Origin of the sequence: Saezia sanguinis, from assembly GCF_003991585.1 — a bacterium.
In the GTDB taxonomy this organism is placed as follows: Bacteria; Pseudomonadota; Gammaproteobacteria; order Burkholderiales; family Burkholderiaceae_C; genus Saezia; species Saezia sanguinis.
Genome location: NZ_PQSP01000004.1, coordinates 1 through 18,183, shown reverse-complemented (window position 1 = coordinate 18,183; position 18,183 = coordinate 1). Strand labels below are relative to the sequence as shown.

At 56.8% G+C, this 18,183-nt stretch carries 11 protein-coding genes; 6 read left to right on the top strand and 5 right to left on the bottom strand.

Annotation, left to right across the window (positions count from 1 at the left end; genetic code table 11):
• Window positions 1-212: 212 nt before the first annotated feature.
• The 6 genes from tssH to CUZ56_RS08340 all read left to right on the top strand — a co-directional run bounded on the left by tssH (window position 213) and on the right by CUZ56_RS08340 (window position 11,577).
• Complete coding sequence (gene tssH / locus CUZ56_RS08365) at window positions 213-2,996, top strand: type VI secretion system ATPase TssH (protein ID WP_126979943.1); 2,784 nt, start codon at window positions 213-215, stop codon at window positions 2,994-2,996.
• Window positions 2,997-3,016: 20 nt separating this feature from the next.
• Complete coding sequence (locus tag CUZ56_RS08360) at window positions 3,017-4,591, top strand: sigma 54-interacting transcriptional regulator (protein WP_204250865.1); 1,575 nt, start codon at window positions 3,017-3,019, stop codon at window positions 4,589-4,591.
• Window positions 4,588-5,286, top strand: a complete 699-nt coding sequence (gene vasI, locus CUZ56_RS08355) for a type VI secretion system-associated protein VasI (protein ID WP_126979941.1) — start codon at window positions 4,588-4,590, stop codon at window positions 5,284-5,286. The genes CUZ56_RS08360 and vasI overlap by 4 nt, the downstream gene beginning before the upstream one ends.
• Window positions 5,274-6,740 carry a type VI secretion system protein TssA gene (gene tssA, locus CUZ56_RS08350; RefSeq protein ID WP_126979940.1) on the top strand — a complete coding sequence of 489 codons (1,467 nt, stop codon included), beginning with the start codon at window positions 5,274-5,276 and terminating at the stop codon, window positions 6,738-6,740. The genes vasI and tssA overlap by 13 nt, the downstream gene beginning before the upstream one ends.
• A gap of 32 nt (window positions 6,741-6,772) precedes the next feature.
• Window positions 6,773-10,558 carry a type VI secretion system membrane subunit TssM gene (gene tssM / locus CUZ56_RS08345; RefSeq protein WP_126979939.1) on the top strand — a complete coding sequence of 1,262 codons (3,786 nt, stop codon included), beginning with the start codon at window positions 6,773-6,775 and terminating at the stop codon, window positions 10,556-10,558.
• A 146-nt stretch (window positions 10,559-10,704) separates the two neighbouring features.
• On the top strand, window positions 10,705-11,577 hold the full coding sequence (locus CUZ56_RS08340; protein WP_126979938.1) for a hypothetical protein: 873 nt from the start codon (window positions 10,705-10,707) through the stop codon (window positions 11,575-11,577).
• A gap of 415 nt (window positions 11,578-11,992) precedes the next feature.
• On the opposite strand, the gene CUZ56_RS08335 is transcribed toward CUZ56_RS08340, so the two are convergent.
• The 5 genes from CUZ56_RS08335 to CUZ56_RS08315 form a co-directional block, all read right to left on the bottom strand.
• Complete coding sequence (locus CUZ56_RS08335) at window positions 11,993-12,850, bottom strand: leucine-rich repeat domain-containing protein (protein WP_126979937.1); 858 nt, start codon at window positions 12,848-12,850, stop codon at window positions 11,993-11,995.
• A 307-nt stretch (window positions 12,851-13,157) separates the two neighbouring features.
• Window positions 13,158-14,294 (bottom strand): DUF6396 domain-containing protein, encoded by a 1,137-nt coding sequence (locus CUZ56_RS08330; protein WP_126979936.1) that lies wholly within the window; start codon window positions 14,292-14,294, stop codon window positions 13,158-13,160.
• A gap of 30 nt (window positions 14,295-14,324) precedes the next feature.
• Window positions 14,325-15,503 (bottom strand): DUF6396 domain-containing protein, encoded by a 1,179-nt coding sequence (locus tag CUZ56_RS08325; RefSeq protein WP_126979935.1) that lies wholly within the window; start codon window positions 15,501-15,503, stop codon window positions 14,325-14,327.
• Window positions 15,504-15,507: 4 nt separating this feature from the next.
• On the bottom strand, window positions 15,508-17,553 hold the full coding sequence (locus CUZ56_RS08320) for a phospholipase D-like domain-containing protein (RefSeq protein WP_126979934.1): 2,046 nt from the start codon (window positions 17,551-17,553) through the stop codon (window positions 15,508-15,510).
• Window positions 17,554-17,609: 56 nt separating this feature from the next.
• Window positions 17,610-18,183: DUF2345 domain-containing protein (locus CUZ56_RS08315; protein ID WP_126979933.1), on the bottom strand; the 574-nt coding region annotated here is incomplete at its 5' end.

The window sequence follows — 18,183 nt, the reverse complement described above, 5'->3', positions numbered from 1 at the left end:
GTTTCTGTCATTTTGTTTGCCAATGTTTTGAGGGTTTGCCATTTTTGTCACTTCTGTTGGTCGCGTTATATTTAACCATTTAGACAGTAAGGGCTTAGGTGTGTAGTTAACAGGAGACATTTATGACAGAAACATGAGGGTATACATATATTTTTTTTACATATTTATGCCCTCAATAAGAAATGCAATGATCAGTTTACATATATATAACTATGATACGAGTCGATTTAGAGGCGCTGTTCAATCACCTGAATGCTGAATCCCGCCTGGCCCTGGAACAGGCCTCCAGCCTGTGCATCTCACAACAAGGCGGAGAAGTCACTGTCGCACACTGGCTCTTCACGCTGCTGGACAACCCGGTTGGCGACTTTCGCATGCTGCTCAAATACGCAGGCATCGATACCGACGAAGTCCGCCAGGCGCTCGCGAGCGCGTTTGTCAACCAGCGCGAAAACATCAACCAGTACCCCAGCTTCTCGCCCCTGCTCATTGAAATGATTCAGGAAGCCTGGACGCTGGGCTCAATGGAACTGGGGCACCAGCAAATCCGCAGCGGCGTACTGGTGCTGGCCACCCTGCTCAACTCAGCGCGCTACCTGCCGCTGGCAGCCATACAGATTTTCGAGCCGATTAACCGGGAAGCACTGCGCAAAGACTTTAACAAACTGTTTGCCGAAACCTCTGAGCAGCCTGCGCAGGAAAACAAAACCAGCGACAGCAAAAATAATGTCGTCAGCGAAGCCGAATCCGCGCTGAAGAAATTCGGCCACGACTTCACCGAGCAGGCACGCCAGGGCCGCATTGACCCGGTACTGTGCCGCGATGTCGAAATCGACCAGATGATCGATATTCTGACCCGCCGCCGCAAAAACAACCCGATTGTGGTGGGTGATGCAGGCGTGGGCAAAAGCGCACTGGTCGAAGGGCTGGCGCTGCGCATTGTCGAAGACCGTGTGCCCAAGCTGCTGCAAGGTGTGGCGCTGTGGGGGCTTGATCTGGGCGCACTGCAAGCCGGTGCAGCGGTCAAGGGCGAATTTGAAAAACGCCTCAAAGCCGTCATTGACGAAGTCAAAAACTCGCCACGGCCCATGATCCTGTTCATCGACGAAGCCCACACCCTGATCGGCGCAGGCAATGCTGCCGGCGGCAGCGATGCGGCCAACCTGCTCAAACCGGCGCTGGCACGCGGTGAACTGCGCACCATTGCAGCCACCACCTGGTCAGAATACAAAAAATACTTTGAAAAAGACCCCGCGCTCTCACGCCGCTTCCAGCTCGTCAAAGTCAACGAACCGACACTGGAACAGGCCGTGCACATCATGCGCGGGCTGCGCAACACCTACGAACAGGCGCACCACGTTTACATCAGTGATGACGCCATACTGGCCGCGGTAGACATGTCGGCGCGCTTCCTTTCCGGGCGGCAGTTGCCCGATAAAGCCATTGACGTGCTCGACACCGCCAGCGCCCGGGTCGCCACCGCCCTGGCCGAGCCGCCACGGCGCCTGTCAGCGTTTGAACATGAAGAACAGCAGATCAGATCCGAATTCGACCTGCTGGAACGTGACCGCAAAATGGGCCGTAAGGTTGACGCCTCCCGGCTCGACTACCTGTCTGCCGCTTTGGTCAAAGTGCATGAAAAGAAAATCCATTTAGAGCAGGCCTGGCAAAAACAGAAATCACTGGTCGAAGACATACTGGCCCTGCGCGCCCAGATCACAGAAAACGAAGCCGCAGCAAAACAGCCGGATGAAACCGCCCAGCAAACAGCCAGTGCACAGGCCGCTGAACACAACGCAGAGCCAGCCGCTGAACCTGCTGTTGCTGCGCCAACCGATACTGACCCTACTGCTGATACCAATACCCATACGGACACGCCAGCCGCCGCAGACGCAACCAGCCCGGCGCCGCAAGCCACGGCAGAAGAGGCCAACCAGGACCTTGCCGCCAAAGTCGAAGAACTGGCACAACTGCAACAGCGCGATGCACTGGTGCATGCCGATGTGGGCAAAGAGCAGATTGCTCAGGTCATTGCCGACTGGACCGGCATTCCGGCCACCACCATCTCCCATGACCGCATGGAACGGCTCAAACGCATGCCAGCCATTTTGGCCGAGCGCGTCAAGGGACAGGACGTGGCCATCGACCACATCCACCGCCACCTGCTCACTTCCACTGCCGACCTGCGCCGCCCCGGCACACCGCTGGGCGTGTTTCTACTGGTCGGCCCCAGCGGCGTGGGCAAAACCGAAGCAGCGCGCGTGATTGCCGACGAATTTTTTGGCGGCCTGCAATTCCTCACCTCCATCAACATGTCCGAGTATCAGGAGAAACACACCGTTTCACGCCTGCTGGGCTCGCCGCCAGGGTATGTCGGCTATGGCGAAGGCGGCATTCTGACCGAAGCTATCCGCCAGAAGCCCTATTCCGTCGTGCTGCTGGACGAAGTGGAAAAAGCCCACCCCGAAGTCCTGAACATCTTTTACCAGGCGTTCGACAAAGGCGAAATTGCCGATGGCGAAGGCCGCCTGATCGACTGCAAAAACATCCTGTTCTTTCTCACCTCCAACATCGGGTTTGACTCGGTGGACGATGGCCTGCAAACACCCGACCAGACCGAGCTGCGCAAAAAACTCATGCAGTTTTTCAAGCCCGCACTGCTCGCGCGCATGCAGGTGGTGCCCTTCAACCATCTGGATGAAGACGTACTGGCACAGATTGTTGACATGCGCCTCACGGCCATATCCAAACAGGTCTTCAACCGCTACAAGGCCAACCTGGAAGTGCTGGCCGCAGCCAAGGACGAACTGAAATCACGCTGCATCCGCCACGAAAATGGCGCCCGCATGCTCGACGCCTCGATCGACGGCGAGCTGCTGCCGCCGTTGTCCATGAGCATATTGCAGCAACTGGCCACAGGAGAAACCTTCACCAAAGCCACACTCGGCTGGGACGGCCAGAACTTTACCGCCATCATAGAAAACAGCGTGTTGTAAGCCCCATGGACACATCAGCCATGCTCAGCATTGTCAAAAAACTCACCTCGACCAACAGCATTGGTGAGCTGGCTACCGCTTTTGTCCAAAACGCTTCCGAATCGCTGGAAAGCGGCCATATCATGGTCTTCCAGCGCCCCGCCTCCCACAATGAGCTGCTGCCGCTGGCATGCAGCCATGGCGATTCAGCCGACTATCCCAGCGTTTCCATGGATGAAATCAACAACCCATTGGTCTACGCGCTCATCAGCGGCAAAAAATGCTTTATCAACACCATGGCCCGCCTGATCGACGTGGGCATAGGGTTTGAACAGTTCCGCAACTGCGGCACCTTCGGCGACGCGCTTGTCGTTTTCCCCATTTTCGATCAGAAAAAAAAGGCGCTTGGCATTCTGGCAGCCCGTGGCCCGCGCCCACACATTGAAGCATGGAGCCAGGATACGCTCTGGTCAGAGCTGATCCCCATCTTCACCCAGCTTTTTTCCAGCCTGACCACCAACATCCTGCAAGACAAAACGGCTCGCGCCGAACAGGCTTTTTTACAGGAACGGCTAGAGAAAAAAGTCGAAGAACAGGCACGGCGTTTTGTCATGACCGAGTACGTCGGCTCCAGCCCGTCAACCAAGCGCATCCGCTCGGAAATACTCGACCTGGCCAACTCCTCCCTGTCTGTGCTCATCACCGGCGAAACCGGTGTCGGCAAAGACCATGTCGCTTCACTGATCCATAAAACCTCGCCACGCGGCACGGCACCGTTTATACCCGTCAATTGTGCAGCCATCTCCAAAGACCTGATCGAATCCGAACTCTTTGGCAGCGTCAAAGGCGCATTCACCGGCGCACAACTGCGCGCCGGGCTGGTTGCAGCGGCAAATGGCGGCACCTTGTTTTTAGACGAAATCGGCGACATGCCAATCGCCCTTCAGGTCTCGCTGCTGCGCCTGCTGAACGAAAAAAAATACCGCCCTGTGGGCAGCAACCAGGAACAGACCAGCGACTTCCGCCTGATCTGCGCCACCAACAAACCGCTGCCTGAGCTGATCAAACAGGGGCTGTTCCGCGAAGACCTGTACTTCCGCATCCGGCAGGCCTTGCTCGAGCTGCCGCCGCTGCGCCAGCGCGCGGTCGATATCAGCCCGCTGTGCTGGTACCTGATCCAGCAGTACAACAGCGACCACCAGCGCCACATTGCCGGCATTGAAGTCTCGGCCATCGACCTGTTTCGCCTGTACGACTTTCCCGGCAACGTGCGTGAGCTGAAATACCTGATACTGGCGGCCTGTGAAAGAACCACGACCGCCTCCATGATCACCAGAGAAACCGTCGGTTCTGTGCTCAACAAAATAGAAGGGTCGGCCATCCACAAAATGCCCGACCCCAGCGCTGTGGACATGCCCAGCCCGCAGGACCTGGAAGCATTGCTGCGGACCAACAATCTACCCGCCGCATTAGACCATTTTGAACAATTGCTCATTCGCATGCGTCTGAGCATGTCCAACGGATCCAGGCAACTGGCCGCAGACAGCCTGGGCATACCCAAACGCACCCTTGCCCGCAAATGCCAGCGCTGGAACTTAGGAATTGACTCCAAATGAAAAAAACACTGACCATCACTTTACTTGCACTGCTGCCGCTGGCAGCGTCGGCCCAGCCGGCCGCCGGCACAACGCCAGCCGGTGCAGCACCAGCCAGCACAACACTGACCCTGCAGGACTGCACCCAGATCCGCTCCTCACTGGAGCGCCTGGCCTGTTTTGACAAAGTGGCGGGCACCCCTGCCGTCATCGATGCAGGCCGCCCGGCCATCAGCACCAGCCCGCAGCATTCGCCCATCATGCAACTGGTGCAAAACAACGAAGCCAACCGCCCCGCGGAAGACAGCCGCTTCATCATTTCAGAAGCACCCGAACCCGATGGCGGCACCCAGGTCGTTATCTCGGCCCCGGCGCTCGGCTCCATCCCGCCGCGCCCCTATCTCACCGTCAGTTGCCTGACCAACATCACCCGGCTGCAATTTGTCACGGCCCAGCCCGTGCAACGCAATGTCATCCGCGTGCGGCTGCTGATTGATGGCAAGCCCATCGGCCCCCAGAGCACCTGGCAAGTCATGCATTCGGGCGAAGTGGTCGATGCCGGCAGAGGCCTGCACGCCATTGACCTGGTACGGCGCCTGGGTTACGGGCAGCGCCTGAGCGTTGAAAGCGACGAAGAACTTTTAAACGGCCTCGTATTTGACACCACAGGCCTGGCACAACACATCAACCGGGAGCGTGAGGCATGTCACTGGTAAGCGCCCCTGCGGCAACGCCCAATCCAATGATCCTGTCGCTGCTCGCCCCCATTGAAGGCAAGCAGCCGGAGGGGCTGTTTGACGAAGACAACGAAATCTATCTCAAGCTTGATGACGAGATGATCAAACTCGGCGGGCTGCAAAACAGCACCATCGACTGGGACTATGTCGAAACAAACGCCAAAACCTATCTGAGCACGCAGTGCAAGCACCTGCGCGTGGTGGGACACCTGATTAACTGCTGGCTGAGAAAACGCACCTGGGCCGCCTGGAGCAACGCCTGCGAACTGCTGGCCGGCTTTACCGATACCTATCTGGAAAGCGGTTACCCCAAACCCGGGGCCAAAGGTGTGGCGCACAAACGCAAGCTCATCACCACACTGACCGACCGGATCAAAAACACCTTTGAGGAACTCGCCGGCGGCAAAGACCAGGACAAAACAGCACTGCAGGCGGCCGCACAAGCGCTGGAACACTTCCAGGCCGTGCTTGCAAAACAGGGCTTCAATACAGCAACGCAGGACACGCTGGCGTCCATGCTGAAAAAAACCGCAGCCCTCATCAGCGCCCCGCAGCCTTCAGCCAATGCGCCGAAAGCCTCGCCCAACCAGCAAGGCGGCAAAACACTCAGCTCTGACTTTTTTGCATCCAGCCACAGCAGCGGCCCGCTGTCTGCCAGCAACGAAAGAGAAACCCGCAAAACGCTGCTGACCATTGCCGAAATCGCCAACGCGCAGGACGCTTACGACCCGGTCGGCTACATGATCCGCCGTTATGCACTGTGGGCGCACATCACCTCCACGCCCATCATCAAACGCGACCGCATCACCGAGCTCATGCCCATTGCGGCCGAAACAGCACACAGCTACCAGGAAGCCATCGACAGCAACCGCATCGACCCGGCACTGCTGCAACGCGTTGAAAAAAGCGTCACCTCCAGCATCTACTGGTTCAAAGGCAGCTACCTGGCCTACACCATTGCCACCCGGCTGGACATGAACGAAGCCGCCGAAGCCATCCGCCTGGCTACCGTGCGCTTCATCCGCCGCATACCCATGCTGCTTGAACTGCAGTTCAGCGACGGCCAACCCTTTGTCGACGAACAAACCCATGCCTGGATCAGTGCCCCGGCACCCACCGCATCGGCAGAGCCCGCAGCACCGGCCATTAACGCCGACTTTGCCGAACTGCAACAGCAGCTCAGCGAGCAAATGAACAATGAAGGCGTCGAATCGGTACTGCAAACCCTGCAACAACTACAGTCAGGACAGCAGTCGGTGCGGCAGCAATGCCACATCATGAAAATCACCGCCGACCTGATGCGCGAGCGCGGCCTGACATGGCTGTCAGAAGAACTCGAGCGGCGCATAGAAAACTTAATGATTTCAACACTTGCTTCTCAATGGGAACCCGAGTTGTATCAACAGGTTCTCCCACAAGCAGATAACACATAACAACGACATACAGGAAAAAGGAAATATCAGCAATGAGTAGATTAATCAGTTATCTCAAACGGTGGTTACTCCCTGCAGTCCGGCAATTCAAAGTGTCGCTGCCGTTTTTATTTGCGCTGGCTCTACTGCTGCTGCTCATTGCCATCTGGTGGCTCGGGCCGAAATGGCAGATCGGCGGCTCCAGGCCGCTTGAAGGCTTCTGGTCACGCATCACGGCCACCGTTATCCTGTTTATCATTCCGCTGCTGTGGTGGACTGTATCCACCCGCAAAAAATACCAGAAACTCGCCAGCGAACGCAAGTACGAAGAAGCGGTCGAACTCGACCCCTGCCTGCCCTATCTGCAGGCACAGGAACGCCTGCTGGACTCCAACCTGGAAGTCCTCAAGGCCAACAACCTCAACAAAGACTTTCTCTATAAACTCCCCTGGTATCTGGTACTGGGCCAGGAAGGCTCCGGTAAAACCAGCCTGACCAACCGCTCCAACCAGAACTTCTCCCTGACCGGCGTGGTCAAAGCCGGCGTGCGCAAAACCGCCAAAGACCCGTTCCTGGCCTACTCGCTGGACTGGTGGGTCGGCAACGAAGCCGTGCTGATTGACCCGCCCGGTGAAATCATCAGCCAGTCAGATCCCGAAGGCAACGACAGCGCCAAACCCACGCTGGCAGAACAAAACATCTCTGCCCAGGAATCCGCCCTGCGTAACCCCAATGCGCTGCCCACCGGCCTGACCAAACGCCTGTGGGACAACCTGATTGACTGGCTTGACCGCAACCGCAGCCGCCGGCCACTCAACGGCATCATCCTGGTCATCGACCTCTCATCTCTGCTCAACCAGTCGCCCAGCGACCGCAAAACACTGGCCATCCTGCTGCGTGCGCGCTTGTTTGAACTCAGCAAGAAACTCGGCACCCGCTTACCGCTGTATCTGGTACTGACCAAGTTTGACCTGATTGACGGCTTTAACGAATTCTTTGAAAAACTGCCGCGCTCGGTGCGTGAAGAAATCTTCGGATTCACCTTCACACTCAAATCCGTTAACCACTTCGATGCCTGGCTGGAAGAATTCATCGCCGACTACGATGCCTTTGTGGCACGACTGAACGAGCAGGTATTCGACGCCATCGGCCTGCCGCACACGCTGGAAGAGCGCGAACGCCTGTTCTCCTTCATCAACCAGTTGGCCGGCATGCGCGACATGCTCGTTGGCTTCCTGACCGAAATGCTCGGCAGCGACAGCTACTCCACCCCGGCACTGGTGCGCGGTGTTTACTTCTCCTCGGTCTACCAGCAAGGGCTCTTGTCCAACGCCTTTGTCAACGCCGCAGCCAAAACCTACGGCCTCTCGCGCCTGATTCCGCAGGCCAAAGAAACCTCGCGCGGGCTGATCTACTTTGCCCAGAAACTCTTCCGTGACATCATCTATCCGGAAGCCGGGCTGGCCGGAGACAACGTCAAAGTCATCTCCCACAAACGCAAAATCCTCATTGCCAACGGTGTTGTGGCTGGCCTTGCCACGCTGCTCATCATTGGCGGCTGGCAAATCTACTACACCATCAACAGCGACAAGGCTGCCCGCGTGCTGGCGCAAACAGAAGAATTCAGCCGTGCCTACATCGACACCAGCATCGACACCACCGGCAAGAACCTGCTGCAACCGCTCAACCAGATCCGCGAAGCCGTTGCCATCTTTGGTGACTACCGCGAAGCCTGGCCCGCCGTTGAAGACATGGGCCTGTACGAAGGCCGTGTCATCGGCCCCAAAGTGGACGAAGCCTACCTGCAACTGCTCTCCAAGCGCTTCCTGCCCTCACTGGCCGCTGGCCTCATCAACACCATGGACAGCGTGCCGCAGGGCAGCGATGCACAAATGGCCGCACTGCGCATCTACCGCATGATCGAAGACCGCCAGAACCGCCGCCCCGCCATGGTAGAAAACTGGATGGGCCGCCAGTGGCAAACCGTCTACCCGACCGACGGCGTGGTCCAAAACGACCTGATGAACCACCTGCGTTACGCCATGCTGTACGCACAGGCCGACCTGCCCCAGTACCAGGGCAAAATACGCCACATACAGCAGATACTGCGCCAGATACCGCTGCAACAGCGCGTGTACATGACCATGAAGGCCACCGCACGCGACACCCTGAGCAACCCACTGGACCTGCGCAACGAAATCGGGCCGTCATTTGACCTGGTCTTTACCCCCATTGCCGTGGCGTCCTCCAGCGACCCCTCGGTCAATGCCTACACCGTCATCTATGACTCCACCTCGCAGCCGCTGCTGCTCGACGCACTGCTCACGGCACGGGGCTTCCGTGAATACTTCGAGCCGCAAAGCAAAGACGTGACCGAACTCGCCATGATCGACCAGTGGGTACTGGGTGAGCGCGACAGCATCAACTACTCCGATGCCGACAAGCAAATCCTCAGCGAGCGCATCAACACGCTCTACACCACCGACTACATCGACAGTTGGCGCCGTGCGCTCAACCAGTTTGAAGTCAGCGACTTCAAAGACATCCAGCAAGGCGTCACCGTGCTCGACACCGTCATCGGCCCGGCGGCACCATTCCGCCGCCTGCTCGAAACCGTGCACGACAACAGCGTCATCTACGCACCGGTACAACTGCCCGCAAGCGTACCGGGAGCTGCCGCAGCCGGCAACAACGCCAAACCCGACTCAGGCAATGCCACGGCCGCCGTCACAGCAGCCAACGCTGCAGCGCTGCCGCAAACCACACTGCAAGTCAATGCACAACGCATCACACGTGCGTTCGACCCGCTTGCGGCCATGCTGGTCAGCAACAACGGACAGGCATCCTCTTATGACGACGTCATCCGCTCGGTGGGCGCCCTGTACGAATACCTCAAAGTCGTACAGGACAGCCCCGACCGCGGCAGAACCGCCCTGCAGGCCGTGCTGGACCGCTTCTCGCTCAAAGGCAGCGACCCCATCTCCAACCTGCAGCGCATTGCTGTAGGCCTGCCCGAGCCCATGAACCGCCACGTGGCCAAACTGGCGCAGCAGTCGCAACAGGTCCTCATGATTGAAGCCCTGCGCGAGCTTGAAAAACGCTGGGATTCCGAAATCTACAGCTTCTACAACGAACGCCTGGCCTCGCGCTATCCGTTCAACCCCAACAGCCGGCAGGACGTCGCGCTGGACGACTTCGAAAAATTCTTCGGCCCGCAAGGCATGTTGCAGAACTTCACCGACAAATACCTCAACGTATTCCTGCGTGATAACCTCAACGCCCTGTACTCCGAAGGACAGGGCCAGTACCTGGTGCGCACCGACGTGCTCACACAACTGGAAGCCGCCAACCGCATCCGCGACACCTTCTTCAACAACCGCGGTGCGCTCAACGTCCAGTTCACTGTACAGCCGCTGGGCATGACCGCCACCAGCCGCACCAGTATCCTCAACGTCGACGGGCAGCTCATTCCCTACCGCCACGGTCCCAGCACCACGGTCGGGCTGATCTGGCCAAACACCCTGAGCGAAGGTGCCACCAGCAAACTCACGCTGGTCAACAGCGGCGGCGGCAGCTCCGAAATCAGCTACCGCGGCCCGTGGGGGTTGTACCGCCTGCTCAGCAATGCGCAGCTCACCGGTGCCAGCGCCACCTCGGTTGACCTGAGCTTCAAGGTCGGCAGCGGCACCATGCGCTACCGCGTCTCCTCAGAAAAAACCAACAACCCGTTCACCCAGAAAGTATTCCATGGCTTCAGCCTGCCCAGAACGCTACTCAACAACGAGCTGACCGCTACCCCTGCAGCCACGGCAAGCACGGCAGCGGCCACACAGCCATAACCCATAACCGCCGGCCACTGCAAAACCCATGGAACACAACCAGCCTCACCACCACCGCCCCAACCGCCCACCCGCGGTTGGAGGTGCGGTTGTGAGATGCTGGTTATAGCTCGGTAAACGCCCGAAACGCCAAGGACAACACACACATGAAAATCTATCTGTTAGACAAAAAACTCGTCAGCGAAATACGCAACCACATTACCCTCAGAACCACACAGGGGGTTGACACCGCACGCAGCGCCGATGAGCCCGGCTGCCACGTCAGCCCGATACTGGCCCTGCTCACCGACAAACTCCTGCGCGGGCAGCGCATGGAAGAAATGCTCGAAAGCGTCGCCACCGAAGTCAAGCTCATCGACAAGTTCTACAAAAAAGCACAAACCGACTCCACCTTCCTGCTCGACCACAAATTCAGCCTGGTCACCCCGTTCTGTAACGGTGCCGAGCACAAACTGCGCGAATCCATCCCGTTCATCTGGTTCCTGCAGCGCCGCCTCACCGCGCTCAAACCCGACGAATCCACCGCGCAGGTACGCGACGAAATACTCGCCAATGCCGCCCAATACAAACTCGAACCCGGCAACCCGCTGGTCATCACCGCACTGGCAGCCCTGTACGGGCACGAGCAAGCGCAGCAAATCATTCGCAAAGACGCCGGCAAAGTCTCCGAAAACAACCCGCTGAGCGAAGCCCAGATCGACCTCATCAACATCTGCCTGCTGCCAGACCTTGCCTCCACCTACTCCAAACGCGTGTGGGAAACCTCCGACAAAGCACCGTTTGACATCTTCTACACCCTGCTCACCACCAACCCGCTGCTCAACACATTTGCAGCGTCGCTGGGTGTCTCGGCACACCCCGTCACCACCCAGGTGGAAGGCAAAGACGTCATCGAATGCGAATACAACATGGAACTCACCACCGACTTCTTCCCTGCCATCGCCAACGACGGTGCACAACTGGCCGAACTGGTACAGAAAATTACCGCGCCCGCAGCGCCAACACCTGCAGCAACATAAACAGCCCGTTGCTTACATAAACAAAACTGGCTGACAACTGCTTAACAAACAGGCATCCCCGCAAGGATGCCTGTTTTAGCAACATCATTCATAAAAGCGACCTCTAAAAGCGCTCATCACAACCATACATTTTGTGGCTTGAATCTAGAGTGCATCATCATGCGCAGGCCCCGTATCATCCATATCCCTTATGAGCGGTAGCGGCCTGCACATTGCAACAGCACAAACAGCAAATCGGCCTGGGCTGGCCATGATAACTGCCACTCTTTTGCTGCACCCTGCTGCACCCTGCCGCTCCCACCTGATATGACAACAAGCCGGCATCACTGTCGGCTTGCTGCATTTTATACATCCTCATACCCTGCACTGTGCACATCGCGCACCACATCCCACACACCAGCCAGCGTACGGCAACCTAACCCCTGCCGTGCTTCCTCTCCTCCAGCCATGCATTCACCTGTTCCTGTGTATGCGAGTAATGCCGCTTCTGCGGGAAAAACGCCACCTCCTCCAATGAAACCGAATCACCAAGGCTGCTCAGATCACCATCCTTCACATTCCAGAAATGCAGCGCCCGTAACCTGGGCATCGCCGCCACAAACGCCACCGAATCCAGCTCCGAAACAAAAAGCGACTCAATACCCTCATGGCCCGCCAGAAAAGAAAAATCATGCAGCAGCTTGCACTTTTCAACATACAAGTCAGACAAGCCCTGCACCGCATTCACCGCCGAAACATCCGCCAGCTTCGGGCAGTGGTCCAGCCTCAGCGACGTCAGCTTGTGCAAACCGGCAAGCCCGTCCAGCGACACAAAGCGCCCCCCGCTGATCCGCAGATCCTCCAGCCCAGCCAACTGCGACAAAAAAGAACAATCCGTATTCTTCACACTAACCAGCAGCAGGCTCTTCAACTTTGGCAACACCAGCGGCTCCATTTCGGCTGAGGCTCCCGTGATATAAAGCGTCTCCAGCCCCTGCATTGCACAAAAATCAACCACCCCTTTGACATACGCCATGCACAGCATCTTCAAATTCTTCAGCGCATACAACGGTGAAAAATCCGTCTTTTTAATATGGATGCCTTCTCCAATATCCAGCGCCTCAATAAAGTGCTGCCCCGCCAGCGCCGAAACATCCAGCGCCACATGGTCGCAGCTATCGCCACCCACCGGATTCATCACCCGGATACGGCCAAACCCGCGCTGCTCTGCATACGCCACCCCTTCTGCCACCCTGCTTACAGGTATCTCCAGGTAGCCCGTATGCTCATTCAAACAAAACCCATCCGTCAACACTTCACTCCCTTTGCACCGTGGCATCAACCAGCTTCACACACCCCAGAGCTTACTGTCAGGGCCATCATCAACCTCATACCCGCCAACAGCCATCCATTTTCAATTCGGCGCCAACAACAACATCCGCAGCAACCATAGGCGCCACTTCAAGCTGACAGTTAGATTGAAATCAGGCTGATAACCAGATGACAGCCAGACCACACGCCAGCGCCGCAATGCAACAGCACCAGCCCCAACCTCTTTGAAAAAACCGAAATCATCCGCTCTGGATACATGCCCTTGCGCATCAGCGCTCAGGAACCGGCTGGCTCAAATACCCGTCCGGAACCATGTACCCGGCCCGACGGACTTCTTCAATATAGAATTCTGCCGGTGGCGGATTCTGGTAATACGCGGCATCATCGGGCGACATCGCCGAATAAATGCCTTTCCATGGCGGCATCTTTGCCGGTGGCAACGGCAGCACTTCATTCAGCTGCGGAAAACGCAAAAACATGTTTTCATCTAATGCATCCTTAATTTCCCGATATGCCTGTGCCCTTGGTTTATCATCAGTGACCCCCAATCTTTTTTGATCATTTTTATCACCGGCAAAAGCGGAATAAAGCACATACGCCGCCTGTGCCCCTTTTACCCCGCCCTGCATCGTGGCTCGCTGATATAGCCGCGTCGCTTCCTGTGCATGACCATCTATCTTTCTGTATCCGGCCCAGCTATGCAGTGCTGCGCTCAAGTCCCCCTTGGCCGCACATTCCATCAAAGCTTCTTTCCTCTCCACCTGCCGGGAAATATCCCAGTACACCTCCGCCAGTTGGTACTGCGCCAGCGGGTCGCCCAAATCGGCCGCTTTTTGCAGGTACATCAGGCTGAGTTGCCCGTTGGCCACATACCCCGCACTGCCTTCGTGCAGCGCGGTAGACAACCACTCCAGCGCACCCACCCAGCGCTGCTCCAGCCCGTAGTGCAGCCATGCGCGCGCTTTCTCAGGCTCTGCCGGAAAACGCCCGCCGCGCACCAGCGAACTTTCACTGTACAAAATGGTCAGGTTCTTCACCGCCTGATAGTGCCCTTTGCGGGCTGCGGCTTCATACAAAATCAGCATCTGCTGGTGCTGCTCTATCGTGCGGTAGGCGATGGCATTAAGCGTGGTGGCTCCCCTGTACCAGCGCCGCGCCTGTGGATCCGCCACTGGCGGCTCCCAGCGTGCGCAACTGGACAGTAACTCCTGCGCGCTGCGATCCGCGTCAAACGGCTTGACGGCTCCGTACAGTTGCTCTATTTCCTGCCGGGTGTAGTCTTTGGCAGGCGGTTTAGATGGTTGTGCAGCACATGGCTGTGCAAACCATACCAAACATGTCAGGCCTGCCATCAGGCACAGGGCCGCAATCGCCCTTACACGCTGTTGACCGGTATGGAACGACATGGCAACCATCCGCTTTCACACCCGCTGCTATTAATTACTGCGCTGCGGTTGGCTCAGGTAGCTGTCACTCACCAGCAACCCGGCGCGGCGCACATCTTCAATCAGTTCCTGCGCCGGTGTCGGGTTCTGGTAATACGCGGCATCATCGGGTGACATCGCCGAGTAAATGCCTTTCCATGGCGGCACTTTGGCTGGCGGTAGCGGCAGCACTTCGTTCAGCCGGGGAAAGCGCAGAAAGTCATTAGCCTCAAGTGCCTCCTTCAGTTCTGCATACGCCTGCTTTCTGATAGGGTCTGCAAACGTTGATAGTTCCCTTTGGTTACGAGTATTACTGTTGGCAAACGCAGAGGAAAGAACATAGGCTGAATCCCCCCCTTTGCTCCCCCCTGCCATCACTGCTTGCTGATACAATTCTAGTGCTTGCTGAACTCGCCTATCAATTTGATTGTAGGAACCCCAATCGTGTAAAGCGGCACTGAAAACCTGTGCCGCTGCGCACTGCAACAATGCCTCCTCTTTCTCTACCTGTTTGTAGCGGTTGCCATAAATCAGCGCCACCTGGTACTGCGCCAGCGGGTCGCCCAAATCGGCCGCTTTTTGCAGGTACATCAGGCTGAGTTGCCCGTTGGCCACATACCCCGCACTGCCTTCGTGCAGCGCGGTAGACAACCACTCCAGCGCACCCACCCAGCGCTGCTCCAGCCCGTAGTGCAGCCATGCGCGCGCTTTCTCAGGCTCTGCCGGAAAACGCCCGCCGCGCACCAGCGAACTTTCACTGTACAAAATGGTCAGGTTCTTCACCGCCTGATAGTGCCCTTTGCGGGCTGCGGCTTCATACAAAATCAGCATCTGCTGGTGCTGCTCTATCGTGCGGTAGGCGATGGCATTAAGCGTGGTGGCTCCCCTGTACCAGCGCCGCGCCTGTGGATCCGCCACTGGCGGCTCCCAGCGTGCGCAACTGGACAGTAACTCCTGCGCGCTGCGATCCGCGTCAAACGGCTTGACGGCTCCGTACAGTTGCTCTATTTCCTGCCGGGTATAGTCTTTGATGGAATTTTGTGCCATAACACTGTCAACTTTCTGTGGGTCATGCGGTGAATCGGATGGGGCAGCATGGACAGCAACCGCGATGGCTGCCAGCGCGGCGGCCAGCAGCAGGCAACACAGCCGCTGCCGTATGCGCGTGATTGGTGTACTCAGGCTGGTCATCGGGCTACCCCCGCCTCACAACACCAACCACGCCACGGTCGTCTTCAAACTGCGCCACGAGCCCGGTAATCGGTTCTTTCTTTTTAATTTTTCTCCAATTAACTTCTGTCACATCTTTCATTTCACTAAAAATTTTCCCCATATCTTCCCCATTGATCGTACCAGTTTGGTTAGGAAAATCCTCAGAGTTTGCTGCCCCGGAATAATGCCCCAACAAATCTCTGCGAAACTGCTGTGCCGTGCTCTCGTCGTCGGAAATCAGGTTCAACTCAGAATCCATTGCCATGCTGCGGATATTGAGGTTGCTGGAGCCCAGGGTAAAAAACGCATCGTCCTGCACCATCAGCTTGGCATGCACATACGCCTGCTGCGCCAGTTCCCCCTTGGGGGCCTGCGTGTAAAACATGAAAAACAGCGGCTTGATGCGCAGCGCCGTCAGCTCGCTGAGCGGCACCTTGTCAGCCGCGCTCAACCGCCTGCCGGCCCGGGTGGTGGCTTTGTTGCCATCGCTGTCTTCACTGTTGGCGTCATACATCTGATCTTCAGCTACGCTGAACTGATCGCCCACACCCAGTTCGTTGGCCATCTGCTGCGCCCGGAACACCTGGTTTTCAGATTCGGGCTTGCAGGTTCCCATCAGAATATACAGGTCTCCTTCAAGCCCCCGGTTGATCGCCTGCTGGCGCCAGTGTTTGATATGTCGTACCAGCTTGGAATACTGGCAGTACTGGTTAACAATCAGAATGTAGTTGCGTGCATGACGTACTGCCTGTAAATATGCGTCTTTCACCTCTTTTTCCTGATGCCCGTGCAGCATGCGGTCAGGCCGGGTTCTGACAATCTGCCCGTGCATGCGACCAATTTTCTGGTTGGCAATGTCGGCATACAGTGGTTCACGGCTCAGGCGCAACGCATTGCGCGCTTCGTTCACCAGTGCCCGCGCCGGCGGGGTTAGTGCACGAGCAGCAGCGCGAGCTTCTTCCGCGCTGGAGCTTTCATCCAGCAGGATTTCATTTTCATTCGCTCGCGGCACCATGGCCGGTGTTAACCCATGCTTGCGGTCAAGCTCCCAGGCTTCACAAAAATTGCGGTTGATATCAATCGTCAGCGGTCCTTTGATCAGCATGGAAAAATCGTGGTAAGGCAGGTAATCCATCTCGTTGCACGGATCACGGTGCACAAAAGGAAAGGCGCTCCAGTAATTGGTCATGGAATTATGGCCCATGACATACGCATGGCGGTTAGCATCATCCTCAAAGTCAATCAGCAGCGTTTTCTGGTGATCTGCCGGGAAGGATAGTGAGCCGCTTTCGCCCCGGATACCATCCATGCGCGGGTCTTCTTCTGTGATGGAATGGTTGCTGATGTCCCGGAACACCACAGCAAGGCGGTCAGCGCCCGGAAAATCCTCCCACATGACTTTATGGAACCACTGCCAGGAATACTCCTGCGCCTGCGGGTGCCTGCTTCGCAAAGGCAGATTGTTTAAACCATCGTTCCCGCCATATGCGATGGGCTCAAAGCCGGTATCCAGCTCGGTACGGTCAATATTCACTTTGCGCCGCCATGGCGTGTTAGCGCGGCCAATGCCAACCATATTTTGAACCATGTCCTGAGAATGATTCAGCGAATAATACCAGATCACCAGCCTGACTCGCAAATCAGGCTTGCTTGCCAGTGCATCCAGCAACAACTGCCCGTAAGCGTCTTTGCGCAACCAGCCTGAGTGCGGTATGTTGGCACCTGCGCCATTGGTGTGCATATGCCCGCGCTGGCGGTACACATCGTCGGTGCGAACCAGCGGTATTGCCGGGTCAAAACCCCAGGTGATCATATCAATTGATCTGGTTGCCCCCTTGATAGACCCCGCAACCGCGCTGAAAACATCAGCCCCGCAAAAGTAAGGCAGAAAAAAATTACCATCGCGCGGCTCATAACGCGAATCCTCCAGATACCACTGGGGCACCGCATTCAATTCACGTTTCTTATCGACTTTTTGCCTCGAAGGCACTCCCCGCCGCCTTAAACTGGTTTCATCTGACATAGCCATGATTAAAATCCTTTTATCGCATTTGATTTGAATTGTTTTTTAAAACACTCCGTGTTTCAGTCTTTATCAGGCAAATAGCTGAAAAAGCGCGACAACAACTGGTCCGTTTCACTTTTAAGGTGACTGCTGCCATTCTCATCGGTAAACCCGATATACCGGAACCCCATCTGCCCTAAAGAACGTGCCAGAATCTCTCTTTTGTCATCTGTCTGCTCCATCTGCTCAACATCAAACGTATGTCCGCTGACCAGCTCCACCTGGTATTTGGCGCCCTCTTCCAGGTCATACACAATAGCGGCTTTATCGTCAGTAAGCCCCTCTTGAATCAAGGCACCGTCTTTATACAGCTTGTACGGCTCACCCTTATAAAGCAGGCCCTTACCCTGTGGGTGCGATGAAAGAATGAACACCCCCTGCTGCTTGAATGTGACCGGATCAAACTCCATCTTGGGCAAATCATAGTTCACATTGAGCGCAGTCGGCCCTTTAAACGGAAAGCTGCTGGCCTTGAATTCAATAATGCCCGGCGCATGCATGTAAATATGCCCGTCTTTGATCTTGATATAAGCCCCGCCCGATGTCAGCAAGATCTCCTTCTCCGCTGCCACCTCCACCTTGTCTTCTGTGGAC

Coding starts and splice junctions, on each gene's coding strand:
- tssH (WP_126979943.1), top strand. CDS start 213: ATGATACGAGTCGATTTAGAGGCGCTGTTCAATCACCTGAATGCTGAA.
- CUZ56_RS08360 (WP_204250865.1), top strand. CDS start 3,017: ATGCTCAGCATTGTCAAAAAACTCACCTCGACCAACAGCATTGGTGAG.
- vasI (WP_126979941.1), top strand. CDS start 4,588: ATGAAAAAAACACTGACCATCACTTTACTTGCACTGCTGCCGCTGGCA.
- tssA (WP_126979940.1), top strand. CDS start 5,274: ATGTCACTGGTAAGCGCCCCTGCGGCAACGCCCAATCCAATGATCCTG.
- tssM (WP_126979939.1), top strand. CDS start 6,773: ATGAGTAGATTAATCAGTTATCTCAAACGGTGGTTACTCCCTGCAGTC.
- CUZ56_RS08340 (WP_126979938.1), top strand. CDS start 10,705: ATGAAAATCTATCTGTTAGACAAAAAACTCGTCAGCGAAATACGCAAC.
- CUZ56_RS08330 (WP_126979936.1), bottom strand. CDS start 14,294: ATGTCGTTCCATACCGGTCAACAGCGTGTAAGGGCGATTGCGGCCCTG.
- CUZ56_RS08325 (WP_126979935.1), bottom strand. CDS start 15,503: ATGACCAGCCTGAGTACACCAATCACGCGCATACGGCAGCGGCTGTGT.
- CUZ56_RS08320 (WP_126979934.1), bottom strand. CDS start 17,553: ATGGCTATGTCAGATGAAACCAGTTTAAGGCGGCGGGGAGTGCCTTCG.